Below are 18,952 nucleotides of genomic sequence, written 5' to 3' on the forward strand. Positions count from 1 at the left end.
GCATAAATACTCGGATCCGACCGTGCAACCGGCACCCCGCCAGCGGGGGGACCGGCCATGACCCTCACCCAGGCCCCCGTGTTGGAAACCGCGCGCCTCATCCTGCGCGGGCCCGAGCCGCGCGACATCGAGCCGACCATCGCCTTTCTGCTCGACCGGGACCGGTCCGAGGGCTTTGGCTCTTCGCCCAACCGGGGCGATGCCTGGCGCTGGTTCACGCTCAACGTCGGGCACTGGCATATCCACGGCTATGGCTATTTCACCATCGAGATGAAGGACACCGGCGAGACAGCCGGCATCGCCGGCATCTGGAATCCCGAAGGCTGGCCTGAACCGGAATTGGGCTGGGCGCTCTATGCCGGTTTTGAAGGCCGCGGCATCGCCTATGAAGCCGCGCATCGCGCGCGCCGCTATGCCTATGAGGACCTGGGCTTTGACACGCTGACCTCGAACATCGTGCCGGGCAATGCGCGCTCGGTCGCACTTGCCGAACGCTTGGGCGCGTGGTTCGAGCGGGAATATGACAACATCCACATGGGCCGCGACCTGCTCTACCGTCACCCCGGCCCCGATGTCGCCTTGGGTCGCGACGACGATGACGGCTCGGTCGAGGCCTACGCATGACCACCCTCGCCCTGCATATCCCCGAGGTCAAAAGCGGCGATCTCATTCTGCGCGCGATCTGCGAGGATGACCTTGATCCGCTGGCAACCTTCTATGCCGGCCCGCGCAGTCACTTTGTCGGCGGACCGCTGGAGCGGGCGGAATGCTGGCGGTTGATCGCGGGCAACCTTGGGCATTGGGCGCTGCGCGGCTATGGCATGTGGGTGATCTCGGATCGCGGCACGGGCGACCCGATGGGAGTTTGCGGTTTCATCTATCGCGAAGGCTGGGACGAGCCGGAACTCGGCTGGCAGGTCTGGGATGGATACGAAGGGCGCGGCATCGCCTATCGCGCCGCGCAGGCCGCACGCGCCCATGGCGCGGCAAATTTCGGCCTCGACGGTGTGATTTCCTATATCGCGCCGGACAATGCCCGCTCTCAGGCCCTCGCCCGACGTCTGGGCGCAGACCTTGAGCGTGAGGGCACGCTGCTCGGCGCAAGCTGTCAGGTCTGGCGGCATCCGAAATCCGGCGAGGTGGCCGCATGACCCACCGCCCGGACCTTACGTTTCACGCCACAAACCGCAGGGTTTGTTCACGCCGGAGGCTTGCATGACGGATACAACTGCCCTTGCCGCTCAGCTGCTCAAGGAACATCGCAAGAGCATCGACCGCCTTGACGCAATCCTCGTCTTTACTCTGGCGGAGCGGTTCAAGCACACGCAGGCCGTGGGGAAACTCAAGGCTGAACACGACCTTCCCCCGTCCGATCCCACGCGCGAGGCGCAACAGATCGAACGGCTCGAAGAATTGGCAAGAACGGCCGATCTGGACCCGGAATTTGCCAAGAAGTTCCTGAACTTCATCATCGCCGAGGTGATCCGGCATCACCAGCAACACCAATCGTAAGGTGGGATCAAACCCCATCAAACCCACGCCATTAAAGGAGAAAATCAAATGGCCATGAAAATCCGTCTTGCCCGTGGTGGCAGCAAGAAGCGTCCCTCCTACCGGATCGTCGCAGCCGACAGCCGCATGCCGCGCGATGGCCGCTTCATCGAAAAGCTGGGCACCTACAACCCGCTCCTGCCCAAGGACAGCGAAGACCGCGTCAAGATGAACGTCGAGCGCGTGCAGCACTGGCTGGCGCAGGGCGCACAGCCGACCGACCGCATCAGCCGCATGCTGGAAGCCGCTGGCGTCATCGCCAAGAAAGAGCGCGCCAACCTGAAAAAGGCCGTTCCCGGCAAGAAGGCGCAAGAGCGCGCCGCCGAGAAAGCCGCCAAGGCCGAGGCCGCCAACGCCCCTGCCGAAGAGGCAGCCGCCGAGGAATAAGACCGGAAAGGCGCTGGAATGTCGCAATTTTCCAAGGACTTCCAGATTGGCCTGCGCGATCTCATGCGATGGCGGCGCGATGTGCGCCGCTTTCGCCGGGACGCGGTGGACGAGGCTGTCTTGCAAGACTGCCTCGACACCTTCCTTCTCTCGCCCTCTGTCGGACTGAGCGAGCCGTGGCGCGTGATCCGGGTGCAATCGCCCGGCGCGCGGGCTGCGGCGCTGGAGAATTTCACCGCCGCCAATGCACAGGCCTTGGCGGGGTATGACGGTGACAAGGCGCGCATTTACAGCGGCCTCAAGCTCTCGGGGATGCAAGAGGCCCCGGTGCAACTCGCGATCTATTGCGACGAGGCGACCGACAAGGGGGCTGGTCTGGGCGCAGGCACGATGCCCGAGATGCGGCGCTATTCCGTGGTGGGCGCGATCACCCATTTCTGGCTGGCGGCGCGGGCACAGGGGCTGGGCGTGGGCTGGGTGTCCATCCTCGATCCCGCGCAATTGTCACGCGATCTCGATGTGCCCGCCGACTGGGCCCTCGTGGCCTATCTCTGCGTCGGCTGGCCCGAAACCACGAGCGAAACACCCGAACTGGAACTGGCCGGATGGGAGAGCCGCCGGCCCACTCTGCCGACCGAGGTGCGCTGATCATGCCCCTATCCGCACAAACGGAGACAAGCCGATGAGCGACAGTGACCGCATTTGCGTAGGGGCCATTGGCGGCGCCTTTGGCGTGCGCGGCGAGGTGCGGCTCAAGAGCTTTACCGCCATGCCCGAGGATATCGCGGCCTACAGCCCGCTCAGCACCGAAGATGGCGCGCGCACCTTCGACGTGACCCTGACGGGCCAGACCACCAATGGCTTCACCGCGCAGTTGTCGGGCGTCACCACCAAAGAGGCCGCCGACGCCCTGCGCGGCACGCGGCTCTATGCGCTGCGGGCGCAATTGCCCAATCTGCCGGATGATGAATTCTATCACGCCGACCTGATCGGCCTCGAGGTGTTTGACACCGGCGGCGCGATCCTGGGACGGGTCAAGGCGGTGCTCAACCATGGTGCGTCGGACATTCTGGAAATCCACGCGCCGGGGCTTTCCTCGACCATCCTCCTGCCCTTTACCAAAGAGGCGGTGCCAACCGTCGATCTGGCCTCTGGCCGCATCATCGCCGATCCGCCCGATGGTCTGACATGAGCGACACCCCCCGCTCGCATGGGCGCAAATCCATCCGCGCCACCATGACCCCACGCGAATTGATCACGCCCACGCCGGAACTGGCGGGCGTCTGGACAGCGCGGGTGATCACCCTGCTGCCGCAAGCGTTTCCGGGCGTTCTAGGCGAGAGCCTGACAGGACGCGCGTTGCAGAACGGTCTCTGGGCGCTCAATCCGATCGACCTGCGCCCCTACGGTGAGGGGCGGCATCGCAATGTCGATGACACGCCTGCGGGCGGCGGCGCGGGCATGGTTCTGCGGGCCGATGTCATGGGCCGCGCGATTGACGAGGCGATGGCAGGCACACCGCCCGGCTGGCCCCTGATCTACCTCAGCCCGCGGGGGCGGCGGTTTGATCAGGCGATGGCGCAAGAGCTGTCGCAGCGCCCCGGTGTGACCCTGATCTGCGGCCGGTTCGAGGGGCTCGATGAGCGCGTGATCGAGCATTACGGCATTCAAGAGGTATCCTTGGGCGATTTCGTGATGACCGGCGGCGAGATTGCAGCACAAGCGTTGATCGACGCCACCGTGCGCCTTTTGCCAGGCGTGCTGGGCAATGCCGAGAGCACGGCCGAGGAAAGCCATTCCAACGGGTTGCTGGAGCATCCGCAATATACCCGCCCCGCCGAATGGAAGGGCCGCGTTATCCCCGAAGTGCTGACCTCCGGCGATCACGCAAAGGTCGAGACATGGCGGCGCGAGATGTCCGAGCGCCTGACGGCCGAACGGCGCCCCGATCTGTGGGAAAAACACCGCCGCGCCCAATCTGACAAGGCTTGATCCGTCCGGCACTTCCTCCTATACACCGCCTAGCTTGGAATCGCTTGGCGGCTCCGGGCACGTTTGTTATTGGCTACTTCCTCCGCCAGACTTTCTTCGGTCGCCTGCGGCAGCCCCGGCAAACGGATCACAGACAAGGACGACCTGATCTCTGGCGGGCGCATCTGCGAACCCGGAAGAAGACCAAGAGCTCTTAGGACGCGAGACACTTTGCGGAAAAACCGCAAGCAAATCAGGAGAGAAGCGATGGATATTATCGCTCAGTTGGAGGCGGAACAGATTGCCGCCCTCGGGAAGACCATTCCCGACTTCAAAGCCGGCGACACGATCCGCGTCGGTTACAAAGTGACCGAAGGCACCCGCAGCCGCGTTCAGAACTTTGAAGGCGTGTGCATCAGCCGCAAGAACGGCAAGGGCATCGCCGGCTCGTTCACGGTCCGCAAGATTTCCTTTGGCGAAGGCGTCGAACGTATGTTCCCGCTCTATTCGACCAATATCGACAGCATCGAGGTTGTGCGCCGTGGCCGCGTGCGCCGCGCCAAGCTGTATTACCTGCGCTCGCGTCGTGGCAAATCGGCCCGCATCGCCGAGGACGCCAACTACAAGACCCTGTCGGGCACTTCTGCGTAAGGATTGGTACGATGAAAAAAGACATCCACCCCGATTACCACGTCATCGACGTCAAGATGACCGACGGCACCGTTGTTCAAATGCGCTCGACCTGGGGCAAGGAAGGCGATACGATGTCGCTCGACATCGACCCGTCGGTGCACCCCGCCTGGACCGGCGGCAGCTCGCGTCTGATGGATGCCGGCGGCCGTGTGTCCAAGTTCAAGAGCAAATACGCCGGTCTGGGCTTCTAAAGCCTGCTTCCGGACGGATACGACAAACGCCGCCCCCCGGGGCGGCGTTTTGCATGGGACACAGGCGCAGCTTTACTTTTTGGTAGGAATTGGGGTATAAACAGGACATCCGAAAATCGGTTTTCAGTGTCCTCACCGAAAACGTGACCCTGCGGAGTTGGCGCTCCGCAGGGTCTTTTCTTTCAGGGGATTAGAGCCCCATCAAGAGCCGGATGATCCCGACGAGCAGCGTCCCCGCTGCTCGTAAAACCATCCATTTCCGAAATTCGGTTTCTCTCAGTTTCCTCACCTCCTTGCGCTGCAATGGGTTGCAGCAAGCCGACAATCGGAAAATGGCATGAAATAATGGTTAAAATTGTCGAAATTCCCAGCGATCGCTGGCCGGGCTGACCGCTACCCTTGCACCTGTGCCGCAACCAGATAAAACAGACGCAAACGGGGCAGAGGGCACAGAATGGCGACGGCACTGATCATACTGGCCGCGGGTCAGGGGACGCGGATGAATTCCGATCTCCCCAAGGTGCTGCACCCGATCGGCGGCGCGCCGATGCTCGGGCACGCGATGCAGGCGGGCGCGACGCTGGAACCCGATCAGGTGATCGTCGTGGCCGGACATGGCGCCGAGGCGGTGCGTGCCGCCGCTCTCGAATTTGACGAAAGCGCGGAAATCGTGATCCAGACCGAGCAACTGGGCACGGCACATGCGGTGGCGCAGGCCGCGCCGCGCCTCGCGGGCTATGGCGGTGATGCGCTGGTGCTCTATGGCGACACGCCCTTTATCCAGCCGGACACGCTGGAGCGGATGCAGGCCGCGCGCGCGGCTCATGACATCGTGGTGCTGGGGTTCGAGGCTGACGATCCGGGCCGCTACGGGCGGTTGGTAACAGATGGCGACACCCTGCTGCGGATCGTCGAGTTCAAGGACGCAACCGACGCAGAACGCGCCGTGACGCTGTGCAACAGTGGCGTGGTTCTGGCACCTGCGGCTTTGCTGTTCGACCTCATCGCAGAGGTCGGCAATGCCAATGCAGCGGGCGAATATTATCTGACCGACATCGTGGGGCTGGCCCGCGCGCGGGGGCTGTCGGCCACCGCCGTCACCTGCGCCGAAGCCGAGACGATGGGTATCAATTCACGCGCCGAACTGGCGCGGGCAGAGACCGCGTTTCAGGCACGCAAACGGGCCGAGGCGTTGGAAACCGGCGTGACCCTCGTCGCGCCGGACACGGTGCACTTCGCCTATGACACATGGCTGGGCCGCGACAGTCTGATCGAGCCCTATGTGGTCTTTGGCCCCGGCGTGACCATCGAGACCGGCGCGCATGTCCGCGCGTTTTCGCATCTCGAGGGCTGCCATGTGGCGCGCGGCGCGGTGGTTGGCCCCTATGCCCGGCTGCGCCCCGGCACCGAACTGGCCGAACACGCCCGCATCGGCAATTTCGTCGAGGTCAAGAACGCGCTGATCGGCGAAGGGGCCAAGGTCAACCACCTGAGCTATATCGGGGATGCGCGCGTAGGCGACGAGAGCAATATCGGCGCGGGCACCATCACCTGCAACTACGACGGCGTGAGCAAACATGAGACGGTGATCGGCGCGCGCGTTTTCGTGGGCTCCAACACCATGCTGGTGGCCCCGGTGACACTGGGCGACGGGGCGATGACCGGATCGGGATCGGTGATCACGCACGATGTGGCTCCTGATGCGCTGGCCATTGCCCGCGCACCGCAGGTGGACATGCCGGGCCGGGCACGCAAACTCTTCGATCTGTTGAAGGCACGTGCCGGAAAACGCGACAAAGGATCAAACTGATGTGTGGAATTGTCGGAGTTCTGGGGGATCACGAGGCGGCGCCGCTGCTGGTTGAGGCACTCAAGCGGCTGGAATATCGCGGCTATGACAGCGCCGGGATCGCCACGATCAACGAGGGGCGTCTGGATCGTCGCCGCGCGGTGGGCAAGCTGGTGAACCTGGCCGATCTGCTGGTGCATCATCCGCTGGCGGGCAAGGCGGGGATCGGACACACCCGCTGGGCCACCCATGGCGCACCGACCGAGGCAAACGCCCATCCCCACCGCTCCGGGCCCGTGGCGGTGGTCCACAACGGCATTATCGAGAATTTCCGGGCGCTGCGGACCGAACTGGCCGCCCATGGCATTGCCTATGAGACCGAGACCGACACCGAGACCGTGGCCCTTCTGGCGCATCATTACATGCAGCGCGGCATGAGCCCGGTCGAGGCGGCCCGCGCCACGGTTGGCCGTCTTGAAGGGGCCTATGCGCTCTGTTTCCTGTTCGAGAATGAGCCCGATCTGCTGGTCGCCGCGCGGCGTGGCAGCCCTCTGGCGGTGGGCCATGGCACGGGCGAGATGTTCGTCGGCTCGGACGCCATTGCGCTGGCCCCGATGACCGACCGGATCACGTATCTGGAAGAGGGCGACATCGCGGTTGTGACGCGCCAAAGCCTCGAGATAACGGACATCCATGGTCATCTGGCCAACCGCCCCATCAAGACCATCGAGATCGAGGCAGCCCGTGTCGACAAGGCGGGGCATCGGCATTTCATGGCCAAGGAAATCGCCGAGCAACCCTCGGTCATCGGAGCAGCCCTCGGGCATTATCTGAGCAGCGACGGCACCAGCCTGACCCTGCCCGAAGGTGTGCCGAACTTTGCCCAGATCGAGCGGCTGACACTCGTCGCCTGCGGCACCGCCTATTATGCCTGCCTCACCGCGAAATACTGGTTCGAGCAATTGGCGCGCCTGCCGGTCGAGGTCGATATCGCCTCGGAGTTTCGCTATCGCGAGCCCCCCGTGAGCCCCGGCACCGTGGCGGTCTTTGTCAGCCAGTCGGGGGAAACCGCCGATACGCTGGCAGCACTGCGCTATATGCAGGGGCGCGCCGCGCAGATCGTGTCGGTGGTCAATGTGCCAGAGAGTTCCATCGCCCGCGAGAGCGATCTCGTCCTGTCGATTCATGCCGGAGCCGAGATCGGCGTGGCCTCGACCAAGGCCTTCACCTGTCAGTTGACCGTGCTCTTTCTTCTGGCGCTCAAGGCAGCGCAGGACCGGGGCCATATCGGGTCGGAACGTCTGGCCGATCTTCTGTCCGGGCTGCGCGCCCTGCCCGCCGCGTTCAACACCGCGATGGAGTGCAGCGACCAGATCAGAGCTATCGCGCGGCAGCTCGCGACCGCCCCAAGCGCGCTCTTTCTCGGGCGCGGCCTGATGTATCCCTTGGCGCTGGAAGGGGCGCTGAAACTCAAGGAAATCAGCTATATCCACGCCGAGGCCTATGCTTCGGGCGAGTTGAAGCACGGGCCGATCGCGCTGATCGACGAGACGATGCCGGTGGTTGTCATGGCCCCCTGTGATGCGCTGTTCGACAAGACCGTCTCGAACATGCAAGAGGTCATGGCGCGCGGCGGGCGAATGGTGCTGGTTTCGGATGCGCGGGGCGTGATGCAGGCGGGTGATTGCGTCTGGCAGACCATCACCCTGCCCGATACCGACGCCATGCTGACCCCCATCCTCTATGCCCTGCCCGCGCAGTTGCTCGCCTATCACACCGCCGTGGCAAAAGGGACCGATGTGGATCAGCCCAGAAACCTCGCGAAATCCGTTACGGTTGAATGACACGGCGGGCGACACGGGCCCGAGACCATGTGCCGGGCGCACCCGGCTTGCATTGGCAGGAGCGCTCGGTTAGAGCGCTAGCGGTATTTTGATCACTCAGGACATGATGGCGCCGCGCATATTCATCATAATGGCCGTGTTCCAGCCAGAGCCTGAGTATCTGGCGGCGCAGATGAGGTCGCTTGCGGATCAGAGCCATGAGGATCGTCATCTGGTGGCGGTGATTGCCGACACCAGTTCTGCGGCGCTGGTCGCGACGACAGCAGCGGCCGCAGCCCCGAACCTGCCCCTGACGGTAATTCCCAGCGATGTTCCACTCGACGCGGTGCGGGCCTTCGAGGCGGGGCTGAGCGAGGCGCTGAACCTGATCGACGCCCAGGGGCTGGACGAGGACGCGGCGTTGATCGCGCTCTGCGATCAGGATGACATCTGGCATGCCGATCGACTGGAGCGCGGGGTTGCGGCGCTTGCGGCCAGCGGTGCGGATCTTGTTCACAGCGATGCACGCCTTGTAGGGCCGGATGGGACGACCGAGTTGCACCGCTCGATGTTCGCGTTTGAGCGGCGCAAGAAGAGGCCCGGCCTGCGTGGCCTGCTGTATCGCAACAATATCACCGGCATGACCATGCTGATGCGGCCCCGGCTGGTGCGGCTGGCGCTGCCCTTTCCACCGCAGAGCGGGGTGCATTTCTACCATGATCTCTGGCTTGGCCTCCTGGCCTCGGCCACGGGCGGGGTGCATCTGATCGACGCGCCTCTGGTGGATTATCGCCAGCATCAGAGCAACGTGATGGGGGCGATTGACCGCAGCCAGGCCAAAGGACCACGCTGGAAGCGCCCCGACGCCATGTGGATGCGCAAAGAGGCCACCGCCTATGCGCTGGCACGCTACCTCGGGCAGTCGACCTATAACCGGCTGAGCGATGCCGTCACCGACGGCCGCCTGAAACATGGCGAGGCCAAAACCGCGCCGCTGCGCCCCTATCTGCGCCGCATGCGCGGGATGGGCATACATCTGCGCGATGCCCTCGCCCTGGGGCTTCAGGGGCACGCAGGGCTGGCGCGGATCGCGGCCGGATTCACCGTGGTCAGCGCCGGACGCGCCATCTGGAGCCTGCGGGAAGCGCTTGGACCGGGGCTGCGAAATGCTATCGACGCATTTGATACGCGGCTCTATTCGCTGTCACCGGGCATGTCACCGCGCCCACCCCAGAGTTTCTCCGGTCCGGCAAAGGCACCGGTCAAGCACGAGTCCATTGTCGATCTGCGCAAGGAACCGCGCTTTGTGCCAGAGTTCACGGCACCCCATGCCGCGCTGAACATCCTTGTGCCGACACTCAACCCGACCGAAATCTTTGCCGGGATTGCCACCGCGCTCGACATCGGGCTTGGACTTGCGGTGCGCGGCTATGCCGTGCGGTTCATCGCCACCGATCTGCCGTTGTCCTCTCCGGGCACGTCGCGGAGCTTCGTGCTGGGGCGTCTTGGACAGGCGCAGCACCTCGAGGCGGTCGCAGCACGGATAAGCCTTCTCTGCGGCGTGCAGAGCGAAACGCTCTCGCTCCATCCCGGGGATATGTTCATGGCGACCGCCTGGTGGAGCGCGCATGTAGCGGAAAAGCTGATCCGGCGTCACGAGATGGCACAGGCACGGTTTCTCTATCTCATTCAGGATTACGAGCCGCATTTCTATGCCTGGGGTCCGGAATTCGCCGATGCCATGGCCAGCTATCACTTTGATTTCGATCCGGTGTTCAACACGACCCTGCTGCGTGACTGGTTCGACCAGCAAGGGTTCGGGTTTGCCTCAGGGGATGCTCTGGCATTTCATCCGTCGATCGACATCGCGCGCTACAGCCATGTCGCGCGCCGCGAGGCGGGCAATGGCCCGCGCCGCCTGGCGCTCTATGGGCGGCCCGACGTGCCGCGCAATATGTATGCCACCGCAATCGAGGCGCTCGCACGGTTCGTCACCCGAGAGAATCTGCGCCCCGAGGAAATCGAACTCATATCCATCGGACAGCATCACGGCGATGTCACCCTGCCAGCGGGGCATGTGCTTCGGAGTCTCGGCAAACTGCCGTGGGAGGATTACCCCGACTATCTGGGCACGGTCGATCTGGGCCTGTCGCTGATGTATTCGCCGCACCCCAGCCACCCACCGCTGGAAATGGCGGCCGCAGGGGTGCGGGTTGTCACCAACGGCTTTGGCCCCAAGGACCTGAGCCGGTTGAGCCCCGCCATCCTCTCCGTGCCTGCCACGGCACCGGATCTGGCCGATGCCCTCAGCACAGCGTGGCACGCCGCCCCGGTGGGCAAATCTGAGCGCGAGATTGATCTGCGCGATCTTGGCAGCCATCCGGAGGAGATGATCGACCATCTTGCCAATCGGCTTGCCACACGCCTTGCACGGCCCTAGAAGCCTGCCACATGACCCAAAAGATCATCCTGCATATCGGCTCGCCCAAATGTGGCTCGACCTATCTCCAGCGCGTGATGCTACAGAATTCCGAGACGCTGTTGCAGCACGGCATTCACTATCCCGCGCCGCCCGGAACGCATCCCGGCAATGCCGGTGATATCGCCGACATCACCAAAGCCGAAGTGGCCGCCATGTTCATGGATGGTGTGCACACCGTCGTGCTGAGCCACGAGGATCTCTATGCGCTCTCGAAACGGGGCATTGCGCTTTCAGAGATCGCCAAGGAGGCCGGGATTGCGGTGCAACTTCTGGTGTTCCTGCGCCCGTTCAGTGACTTCGTGTTTGGCGATTATTCGCAATTCATGAAGCAGTTTTTCGATACCTTCCTGGCAGAACGCAAACCCTATGGCGGGCGCGATTTCGAGACTTTCGCCAAGCGCCGGATCGACACGATGAAGCCCGCCACCTATTTGACGAACTGGGGCAAGCTGTTTCCCGACCTGCCGATCATTCTGGACAGTCACCGCAATATCCAACCCGTGCTCGGCGCGGTTCTGGGCCATCCCGAGGGCATGAACTGGGAGGTGCCGCACCACCATACCAACCCCTCGTTGCGGATGCAGGATTGCGACATCATCGCGGCTGCCATGCTCGATCCGGCCTGTGCCGATGACGACATCCGGCAAATGTTCACGACCGCGTTTCACCACACGCAAGAGCCGGACATGGGCCGCAGCCCAGAGCGGATCGCATGGCTGGAAGAGCAGTTTCGCCCGCATAACGAGGCTCTGCTGACACAGTTCGGCTTTGACAACCGCGCGCCGGTGCGCCGCGACGTCGAGGTCTGAAAAGCCCAGGGTCGGGCAGAGGCCACCGGCCCCGCCAGACGAGGTATCAGCCGGAGTTTGCCTTGCCTGTTTTCATCAATTCCCTATGGCGCGCGATGGCCTCGTCCACGTCGTCATAGAGGGTCAGGCATCCATCCTCGAGCACACCGGCACGATTACAGAGCCGTTTGACCTGCGCCATGTTATGCGTCACCATGATCGCCCCGCTCTGCGTGACGCGCTCCGCAAAGAGATGTTCGGATTTCTCGCGAAAGGCGGCGTCGCCGACCGCTGTCACCTCGTCCACAAGATACGTTTCGAAGTGTATGCCCATCGACACCCCGAAGGCGAGGCGCGAGCGCATCCCCGAGGAATAGGTGCGCACCGGCAGGTAGAAATGTTGCCCCAGCCCGGCAAAGTCCACGACGAAATCGACCAGTTCCGCCGTGTCCACGCCATATACCCGCGCGATGAAGCGGACATTCTGTAGCCCGGTCATCTCGGGATGAAAGCTCCCGGCAAAGCCCACCGGCCAGGAAATCGTGCCTGTGCTGATCACCTCGCCGCTGTCAGGGTCCATGGAACCCGACAGCATCTTGAGCAGGCTCGATTTGCCCGCGCCGTTGCGCCCGAGAATGGCCACCACCGTGCGATCCGGGAACACGGCAGAGATGTTGTCCGCAACCACCTTGTGGCGCCCGTTGAGCACGAAGGTCTTGCACAGGTTGCGTATCTCGATCATCGGACGCGTCCGCTCAGCGCCTGTCGCGCAGGGAATAATAGACCATCACAAGAATCGACCAGGACAATAGCGAGAAGCCCGCGATCATCAAAAGCAACAGTTCGCGCCGCGGATACTCTGCGGTTTCGGCCAGGGTCGGCGAAATATGAGTGGCGAGATAGCGCGATTGCCGCTGCGCCTCGGCAAAGGCGACATCGCGGGCGGCGAGGGCCGAGAGATAGCTCTTTTCGGCGAACTGCCGTTCGAGTTCGAGGGCCTGATATTCTTCGAGCAACTCGGAATACTGCTGAACCCCGGACACGCGAGAGGACCCCCCGAACGTCGAGCGCTCGTCGTCGATCAGTTTCTGGATCGCCGCGATCTTGCGGTTGGCCTGATTGACACGGGGATCGCTCTCATTGGCAGTGTCGAGCAAAAGCTCCAGCTCGATCTGCGCCTCGGCCATCTGCGCGCTGAGCGAGTTCAGAAGGCCCATCTGCCCCTGAACATCCGCCGCCGGATCGACGATCTGTGTCCGATTGCGGAAGCTGGTGAGAGACCTGTTGGAAACCTTGAGCCGCTCCTCGGCGCGTGCCAATTCTTCCTCGGCATAGCGCATGGCGTCGGCGCGGGCGATGGCCGACAGCTCGTTTATCATGTTGCTGCTCTCGGTGAACACCACCTCGGCCACGGCCTTGGCATCCTGCGGATCGAAGGCGAGCACGCGAATTTCCACCAGCCCACTGCTGCGGTCATAGAAAATCTTGACCATGCGCTGCCAGTAGGACAGCAGCGCCTCGATCCTTGTATCTTCTCCGAGCGTGAATACCGGATCGCCGGGGCGCTGGTAAATCTCCGCCATGTCGAGCTGATCGTTCACGGCGCGCACGATTTGCGGGCTCTGGATGAATTCGTAGAGAATGTCCGTGTCCGAGGAACTGGACCCCGACAACTCTGTGATGCCGCCCAAGAGCTCGATGGCAGAGCCGATTTCCTCTGTGCGCACGGAAAAGCCGACATGGCTTGCGTATTGGTCGCGCGCGATAGTGTAGAGATACCAGCCCGACACCGCCACAGGCAGGACAAACCACAGAACAAAGCTGAGCATAATGATGATGTGCCGCCGGCGCAGACTCGCCGGTTTGGCAGGTGGCCGCACGGGCGTCTGGGGGGACGGGGCCTGAACCACGTTCGGACCCGGCCCTGTTTTTGGGGCGGCCCCCTGTTCAGAGGGTTGGGCCACTTTTTCCGCGGGAGAATTGGACTGGTTCAAATCGTGCTCTTTGGTCTGTTGTTGTCCGATCACATCTGTCGGATGGGGATTTTCTATCAAAGGACAGGGTGATACACCATCCGTCAAGATGACAAATATGACCTTTCCCCCTGCCCTTCCGCGCAAGCAGACAGGCACCGTCCAGACGGTGGTCGCGCTCATGCTGCGCGAAATGTCCTCGACCTACGGGCGCTCGTCTTTGGGGTATCTCTGGGCCATTCTGGAGCCCGTGGCGGGTATTTTCCTGCTGACCTTCATCTTTTCCCTGGCCTTCCGAAGTCCAAGTCTCGGCACCAGTTTTCCGCTGTTCTTTGCAACGGGTATTCTGCCGTTCATGGCCTATATGGACATCAGCAACAAGATGTCGGTGGCGCTGCGGTATTCCAAGCAGTTGTTATTCTATCCTGGCGTCACCTACACCGACGCGCTGATTGCGCGCTTTCTTCTGAACGCGATGACAAGCATCATGATTGCAGTGACCCTCCTGCCCATGATCATCATTTTCTATGACATCAACGTCATCGTCGACATCAAGGCCATTGCCCTGGGTTACACGCTCGCGTTTGCACTCGGGGCAGGTGTCGGGACGATCAATTGCTTTTTGCTTTCGGTCTTTCCGATCTGGGAACGGGCATGGGCGGTCTTGAACCGCCCTATGTTCATTGTTTCCGGCGTCATCGTCCTGATCGATACCGTGCCTTTGCCCTACCGGGACTGGATGTGGTGGAATCCGTTGATCCATCCCGTCGGACTGGTGCGCCGGGGAATTTACAGCACCTATGACGCCACCTATGTCTCGTCGGCTTACGTGCTGGCGGTCTCGGGCATCACACTGGCACTTGGGCTGTTGCTGTTGCGCCGGTATCACCGGGATATCGTCAACTTCTGATACGTGATCCCGTAACCGAGCGTTTGAGGCGGCTCAGGCCGAGCATAACGCGGCTCTGCCTGCGCAGGCTGGTTTGGCCGTCGACGTGATAGGCCGCAAGAATGCCCGCGGCCTCTGCCCCGAGCGGGTTTTCGCTTGGCGCGTCGTATTCCGGCACCATGTCGAACGCCGGAACACCCCCAAGAAAATTGCGCGCGAGCGCGGCATTCGAGGTCTCGCAATTCTGCAACAGACGTTGCCGCCGGATATGGGTCAGCAGGAACCGCCGCTTCGGGACGGAAACCAGCCGTGGGGCCACGTCAAGGAAGCGGTCCACCTCTTGCTGAACAAGCGGCATCGAGATGCCCCGATCCAGCATTGCACGCTTGAGATAGCGCGCCGGCTCTATGAGGCCGGTCGGCGGGCTGACATTGTGATGCTTGGGGCCGGCGGCCCCCTGTGGCAGCATATCCGCAACACCCAGCACCTCAAGAAACCGGCGTAGCGCATAGTCGGGCCCTTGCTCTGGCCGCAAGGGCACCGCGATCACATTGTCCCGCCCCACGAAGCGGGACCAGTTCATCAGCATGGCGTTATAGTTCAGCACCTGTTTCTCGACCCGCTCGTCCAGCAGCGCCACAATTCCCCGGCGCCAGTCGGCACCGCTTTTGACATGCTGCTTGTAGTCGGACTCGATCCACAGATCCTGACGGCGGACATAACAGATCAAGCTGACATCGAAACCGGCCTGGCGGATACGCGCAACCAGATCCTCCGCGACAGATCCGCGGGAAACGCCAAAAAGATACTCGGAACTGAGGATCACATCGCCTTCGGCACGCAGGAAATGATCGAGAAGCGACCACCCCCGCCGAGGGTCGCCCGTGATCAGGGCATTGGCGAGATGGCTGGCGTTCCCCTGCTCAGGAGCGCGCGCGCCGGGGGCAAAGTCATAGTGCAGCCCGCGCGCGGCCAGATCGTTGGCATGCTCCGCAAGATAGGCCTGAATCGACGTCGTGGCACATTTCGGCATTCCGACATGCAGAAAAAGGCGCTTGGCCATGATGATCAAATGCCCTCCAGTCAATCGGGGGCAACCTAGTGACCCACGCCGCGCGAGACAAGGCGCAAAAACCCGAGCTGCGCGTTGCCAAGCAAGGCCCCGCGCATTAAGCCGTGAGAAACGAACCCTGGGTCAAAGGCAGAGCGCATGGGCTGGCGCGGCTACATTCACGATGACAGCAGAACCGTGTTCTTCTGGTCGCAAAAGGCGGCCTGCACCACGCTGTTCAACTTTATCGCCGATAACATGCCGTCACGCCCGGCCCAGAAACAGTATTTTCACGCCAACAGCGCCCCCTTTCGCGGCTGCGCCGAGGCGCTTGTGACGCGCAACTATCGCTCGGTGATCGTCGTGCGGCATCCGGTGACACGGGTCATCAGCGCCTATTTCAACAAGTTCTGTATCTATCGCGGCAGGCCACTGCTCTGCCGCGCGGACCTGGAGCCCTTTGCGCAGGACCTCCACGATGTCTATTGCGCGCGCACCGGGGCGGATGCGCAGGACAACAGCATGTCCTTCGAGGCGTTTCTGGACACGATCGCGCATCTGCATGCCAGCCGTCCGCGCCCCGAGAACCTGATCAACGGGCATTGGGAAACGCAGGTGCCCGCCTTCTACAAGGAGGTGGGCATCCACTATGATTACGTGGTTCATGTCGAGCGGCTGGATGTGGAACTGTCACGGGTCGCGCGCAAACTGGGATTGCGGCATACACCGCGCGTGCTCAACCGCACCCGACTGCCGGAAACCCCGGTCGAGGGCTATCTTGGCAAGCTCTCGGCGCGCCAGTTGAGCGGCATGAAATTCAACTACGAAAATTTCATTTCGCCGGAAACACTGGCGACGATCCAAGGCATTTACGACATTGATTTCAAGACGCTGGGCTATCCGCTCGACCCGCGAGAGGGGTTTCATGGCACCGGATGGGCCGGTGTGCTGAACCGGACCTTTCCAGCCCTGGGGCGCCTTACAGGAAGATGAAATCGTCGCGGGAAAGACTGGCGGCCGTCACATCATCCAGCAGGATCTCATGGCCCCCGTGGCGCAAGAGCGCGCCCACCTCGGTATCCTGAATATCAAGCGCGAGAAAGCGCCCGGTCAACCCCTGCCCTTCGATCCCGGCCAGGCGTAAGCGGTCCTCTCCCACCTGAAAATCGACGATCACATCACGTTCACCGGCGGTGAAGTCGTTGAACACAAAGACATCGGCCCCCTCTCTGCCGATCAGCCGGTCGTGACCAGCACCGCCGTTGAGCGTATCATCGCCGGGCCCTCCATCCAGCAGGTCATTGCGCCCGCCACCTGCCAGAAAATCATCCCCGGCGCCCCCCAACACGGTGTCGTCGGCCTCGCCGCCGCCCAGCGCATCGTTGCCCTCGCCCCCATCCAGCAGGTCGCGCCCCGGACCGCCGCCGATACGGTCATCGCCGCTGCCGCCGCGCACCGTGTCATGGTCGAAACTGCCCGCGAGCCGGTCATTGCCCGCCCCGCCTTCGAGCAGGTCGAGACCCGGCCCGCCGCTCAGAATATCGGCGCCGTCGCCGCCAAAGAGGATGTCGTCGCCCATACCGCCCCCCATCGTGTCATTGCCCGCCTGCCCGTCGAGCCGATCTGCCCCCCGGCCGCCGCCGATACTGTCATCGCCCGCGCCCCCGTCGATCTGGTCATTCCCGTCACCCCCGGCCAGACGGTCGTTGCCCGCATTGCCACGCAGGGTGTCATCGCCCGCATTGCCCGCCAATGTGTCGGCCTCGGTTCCGCCTTCGAGCAGGTCGTCGCCCGCGCCCCCCACAAGCAGACGCGGCGCAACGCCGGGCACCACGGATGGCGGCACGGGGGGCAGGCTCACCTGAGGTGGGGCCACCTGCACCGGCCCCAGGGTCACATCGAGATGCGAGACCAAAGGCAAGAGCAGATTGGACAGGTCCGTCACCGCAAGGGGGCCGCCCGCCGCATTGCGCAGCTCCAATTCCTCTTGCCCAAAGCGCAGCACGCCCCCGCCGCTTGTCGCGGCAAAGTCCAACTGCCCGAGGTTGCGCAACATCGGCCAGAGCGAGAGGTCAAGCCGATCCTCGCCAAGGGTGAAATCGGCAATGACATCGCGCTGCCCATCCGCCCTGAGAACAAAGACATCGGCCCCCGCGCCCCCAATCAGCGTATCCGCGCCAGGGCCATCGCTCAGCGTATCGTCGCCCTCTGCGCCGTCGAGCACCCCTGTCATGCCATCGCGCGACAAGAGATCATCGCCCGCCCCGCCGTCAACCCGCGCGGCCGTGCCGCGCAGAACCAGCCCCAAAGGACCGGGATCGACGCGAAAAAGGCTCAACCCCGCCTCTCCCGCCGCCGTCACCAGAATGTCGATCCCGCCCGCCCGGACCTGCGCCGCAAGGCCCGAGACACCGTCGAGGGCAAAGGCCGCCTCATCCGCAAGCGTATCGAGATGCAAAAGCCGCCCCTCTGCGGTCAGGCGCAAAAGGCTCAGCCCCGCATCCCGGCCTGCGACCAGCACGAACACATGCCCCTCAACGGTCACCACCTCGAGATGGGAAACTCCGGCAAACCGCGTCGCAAGTCCGTCGATCACGTGATCCACGACATCAAGCGTGCCCCCGGCGCCAACGCGAAGCACCGTCAGGCTGGAACTGTCCGCAGCCGCGAGGATCAGAAAGGCGCGCCCGGCAATCTCGGCCGGGGCGAGCGCCGTGATCGTCTGCACCGGCAGGCTGTCATTGCGCCCAAGGCTGGTCACGGGCTCCAGCCCACCATCCTCCAAGAGACGCAGGGCCGTTATGCCGTGTTCCCGGGCAGAGGCGGCAAAGACGACCACCTCGCCAGCCCTCTCGATCACCGCGATGTCGGAAATGGCGCGCAGATAGAGCGTATCGGTATCCGCCACCGTGATGCCTGCCTGCACGCTCTGATCGGGACCAAGGACAAGGCTCGAAAGACCCGCGCCATCAGAGGCGGCAACAAGCAAGAGATCTCGCCCCCCGAACCGGCCAGCAAGAAGGGTGGCAGCCTGCGTTTGCACCGCACCCTGCCCCAGAAACCCCGGCACGCCGCTGCGCAGCCCGGCATCCAAGGCAACAAGCAGATCCGACAAAAGACCCGAGGGCAGCGCGCCCTGCCTGTCCCCGACCGTCACCGCAATGCGGGGTGATGCCTCGTGAAACCACGGCGTGTCGAGCAATGGGCCGGCGGCACTGGCACGCGCCACCCGGCTCTGACCGGCCGCGAAATCCGCCAGCATGAATCCCCCGTCCAGCAGGGGCATGATCGCCACCACCGGACGCGCAACCTCGAAAGTCGCCGCGCGACTCGTCCCGACATGGGCCAGACTGACCGCCATGTA

At 63.3% G+C, this 18,952-nt stretch carries 19 protein-coding genes; 15 read left to right on the top strand and 4 right to left on the bottom strand.

Features of this window, described 5'->3' with window-relative positions:
• Nucleotides 1-57: 57 nt before the first annotated feature.
• From MVC20_RS16450 to MVC20_RS16510, 13 genes are all read left to right on the top strand, one after another.
• The gene (locus MVC20_RS16450) at nucleotides 58-624 is read left to right on the top strand and encodes a GNAT family N-acetyltransferase (protein WP_297543353.1); all 567 of its coding nucleotides are present in this window, start codon (nucleotides 58-60) and stop codon (nucleotides 622-624) included.
• A complete protein-coding gene (locus MVC20_RS16455) occupies nucleotides 621-1,151 on the top strand; it encodes a GNAT family N-acetyltransferase (RefSeq protein WP_297543354.1) in 531 nt (176 codons plus the stop codon). The genes MVC20_RS16450 and MVC20_RS16455 overlap by 4 nt, the downstream gene beginning before the upstream one ends.
• Nucleotides 1,152-1,215: 64 nt before the next feature.
• Nucleotides 1,216-1,512: a chorismate mutase gene (locus MVC20_RS16460; protein ID WP_297543356.1), complete on the top strand. Its 297-nt coding sequence runs from the start codon at nucleotides 1,216-1,218 to the stop codon at nucleotides 1,510-1,512.
• 48 nt (nucleotides 1,513-1,560) lie between these two features.
• Complete coding sequence (gene rpsP / locus MVC20_RS16465) at nucleotides 1,561-1,938, top strand: 30S ribosomal protein S16 (protein WP_037270315.1); 378 nt, start codon at nucleotides 1,561-1,563, stop codon at nucleotides 1,936-1,938.
• Nucleotides 1,939-1,956: 18 nt separating this feature from the next.
• Nucleotides 1,957-2,586: a 5,6-dimethylbenzimidazole synthase gene (gene bluB / locus MVC20_RS16470; protein WP_297543359.1), complete on the top strand. Its 630-nt coding sequence runs from the start codon at nucleotides 1,957-1,959 to the stop codon at nucleotides 2,584-2,586.
• Between the two features lie 34 nt (nucleotides 2,587-2,620).
• Nucleotides 2,621-3,130, top strand: coding sequence for a ribosome maturation factor RimM (gene rimM, locus MVC20_RS16475; protein WP_297543361.1), 510 nt, complete (start codon nucleotides 2,621-2,623; stop codon nucleotides 3,128-3,130).
• The gene (gene trmD, locus MVC20_RS16480; protein WP_297543363.1) at nucleotides 3,127-3,930 is read left to right on the top strand and encodes a tRNA (guanosine(37)-N1)-methyltransferase TrmD; all 804 of its coding nucleotides are present in this window, start codon (nucleotides 3,127-3,129) and stop codon (nucleotides 3,928-3,930) included. The genes rimM and trmD overlap by 4 nt, the downstream gene beginning before the upstream one ends.
• A gap of 246 nt (nucleotides 3,931-4,176) precedes the next feature.
• Nucleotides 4,177-4,560, top strand: coding sequence for a 50S ribosomal protein L19 (rplS, locus tag MVC20_RS16485; RefSeq protein WP_297543365.1), 384 nt, complete (start codon nucleotides 4,177-4,179; stop codon nucleotides 4,558-4,560).
• 11 nt (nucleotides 4,561-4,571) lie between these two features.
• On the top strand, nucleotides 4,572-4,793 hold the full coding sequence (rpmE, locus tag MVC20_RS16490; protein ID WP_297543367.1) for a 50S ribosomal protein L31: 222 nt from the start codon (nucleotides 4,572-4,574) through the stop codon (nucleotides 4,791-4,793).
• Nucleotides 4,794-5,247: 454 nt separating this feature from the next.
• A complete protein-coding gene (gene glmU, locus MVC20_RS16495; protein ID WP_297543369.1) occupies nucleotides 5,248-6,603 on the top strand; it encodes a bifunctional UDP-N-acetylglucosamine diphosphorylase/glucosamine-1-phosphate N-acetyltransferase GlmU in 1,356 nt (451 codons plus the stop codon).
• Nucleotides 6,603-8,426, top strand: coding sequence for a glutamine--fructose-6-phosphate transaminase (isomerizing) (glmS, locus tag MVC20_RS16500; protein ID WP_297543371.1), 1,824 nt, complete (start codon nucleotides 6,603-6,605; stop codon nucleotides 8,424-8,426). Before glmU ends, glmS begins: the two co-directional genes overlap by 1 nt.
• A gap of 106 nt (nucleotides 8,427-8,532) precedes the next feature.
• Entirely contained in the window at nucleotides 8,533-10,845 is a 2,313-nt protein-coding gene (locus MVC20_RS16505) for a glycosyltransferase (RefSeq protein ID WP_297543373.1), read from the top strand.
• Between the two features lie 11 nt (nucleotides 10,846-10,856).
• Nucleotides 10,857-11,696 (top strand): hypothetical protein, encoded by an 840-nt coding sequence (locus tag MVC20_RS16510; RefSeq protein ID WP_297543374.1) that lies wholly within the window; start codon nucleotides 10,857-10,859, stop codon nucleotides 11,694-11,696.
• A 46-nt stretch (nucleotides 11,697-11,742) separates the two neighbouring features.
• Here MVC20_RS16510 and MVC20_RS16515 read toward each other — a convergent pair whose 3' ends face one another.
• Both MVC20_RS16515 and MVC20_RS16520 read right to left on the bottom strand, forming a co-directional pair.
• On the bottom strand, nucleotides 11,743-12,417 hold the full coding sequence (locus tag MVC20_RS16515) for an ABC transporter ATP-binding protein (protein ID WP_297543377.1): 675 nt from the start codon (nucleotides 12,415-12,417) through the stop codon (nucleotides 11,743-11,745).
• A gap of 13 nt (nucleotides 12,418-12,430) precedes the next feature.
• Nucleotides 12,431-13,504 (bottom strand): sugar transporter, encoded by a 1,074-nt coding sequence (locus MVC20_RS16520; RefSeq protein ID WP_297543379.1) that lies wholly within the window; start codon nucleotides 13,502-13,504, stop codon nucleotides 12,431-12,433.
• 262 nt (nucleotides 13,505-13,766) lie between these two features.
• Between MVC20_RS16520 and MVC20_RS16525 the strand changes: the two genes are divergently transcribed.
• Nucleotides 13,767-14,558, top strand: coding sequence for an ABC transporter permease (locus MVC20_RS16525; RefSeq protein WP_363320819.1), 792 nt, complete (start codon nucleotides 13,767-13,769; stop codon nucleotides 14,556-14,558).
• Here MVC20_RS16525 and MVC20_RS16530 read toward each other — a convergent pair.
• The gene (locus MVC20_RS16530; RefSeq protein WP_297543383.1) at nucleotides 14,548-15,600 is read right to left on the bottom strand and encodes a hypothetical protein; all 1,053 of its coding nucleotides are present in this window, start codon (nucleotides 15,598-15,600) and stop codon (nucleotides 14,548-14,550) included. The genes MVC20_RS16525 and MVC20_RS16530 overlap by 11 nt on opposite strands.
• Before the next feature lie 147 nt (nucleotides 15,601-15,747).
• Here MVC20_RS16530 and MVC20_RS16535 point away from each other — a divergent pair, with 147 nt between their 5' ends.
• Complete coding sequence (locus MVC20_RS16535) at nucleotides 15,748-16,581, top strand: sulfotransferase family 2 domain-containing protein (protein ID WP_297543385.1); 834 nt, start codon at nucleotides 15,748-15,750, stop codon at nucleotides 16,579-16,581.
• Here MVC20_RS16535 and MVC20_RS16540 read toward each other — a convergent pair.
• Complete coding sequence (locus MVC20_RS16540; protein WP_297543387.1) at nucleotides 16,568-18,949, bottom strand: calcium-binding protein; 2,382 nt, start codon at nucleotides 18,947-18,949, stop codon at nucleotides 16,568-16,570. The genes MVC20_RS16535 and MVC20_RS16540 overlap by 14 nt on opposite strands.
• Between the last annotated feature and the right edge of the window lie 3 nt (nucleotides 18,950-18,952).

The sequence above is a fragment of the Roseovarius sp. genome, from assembly GCF_027019125.1.
In the GTDB taxonomy this organism is placed as follows: Bacteria; Pseudomonadota; Alphaproteobacteria; order Rhodobacterales; family Rhodobacteraceae; genus Roseovarius.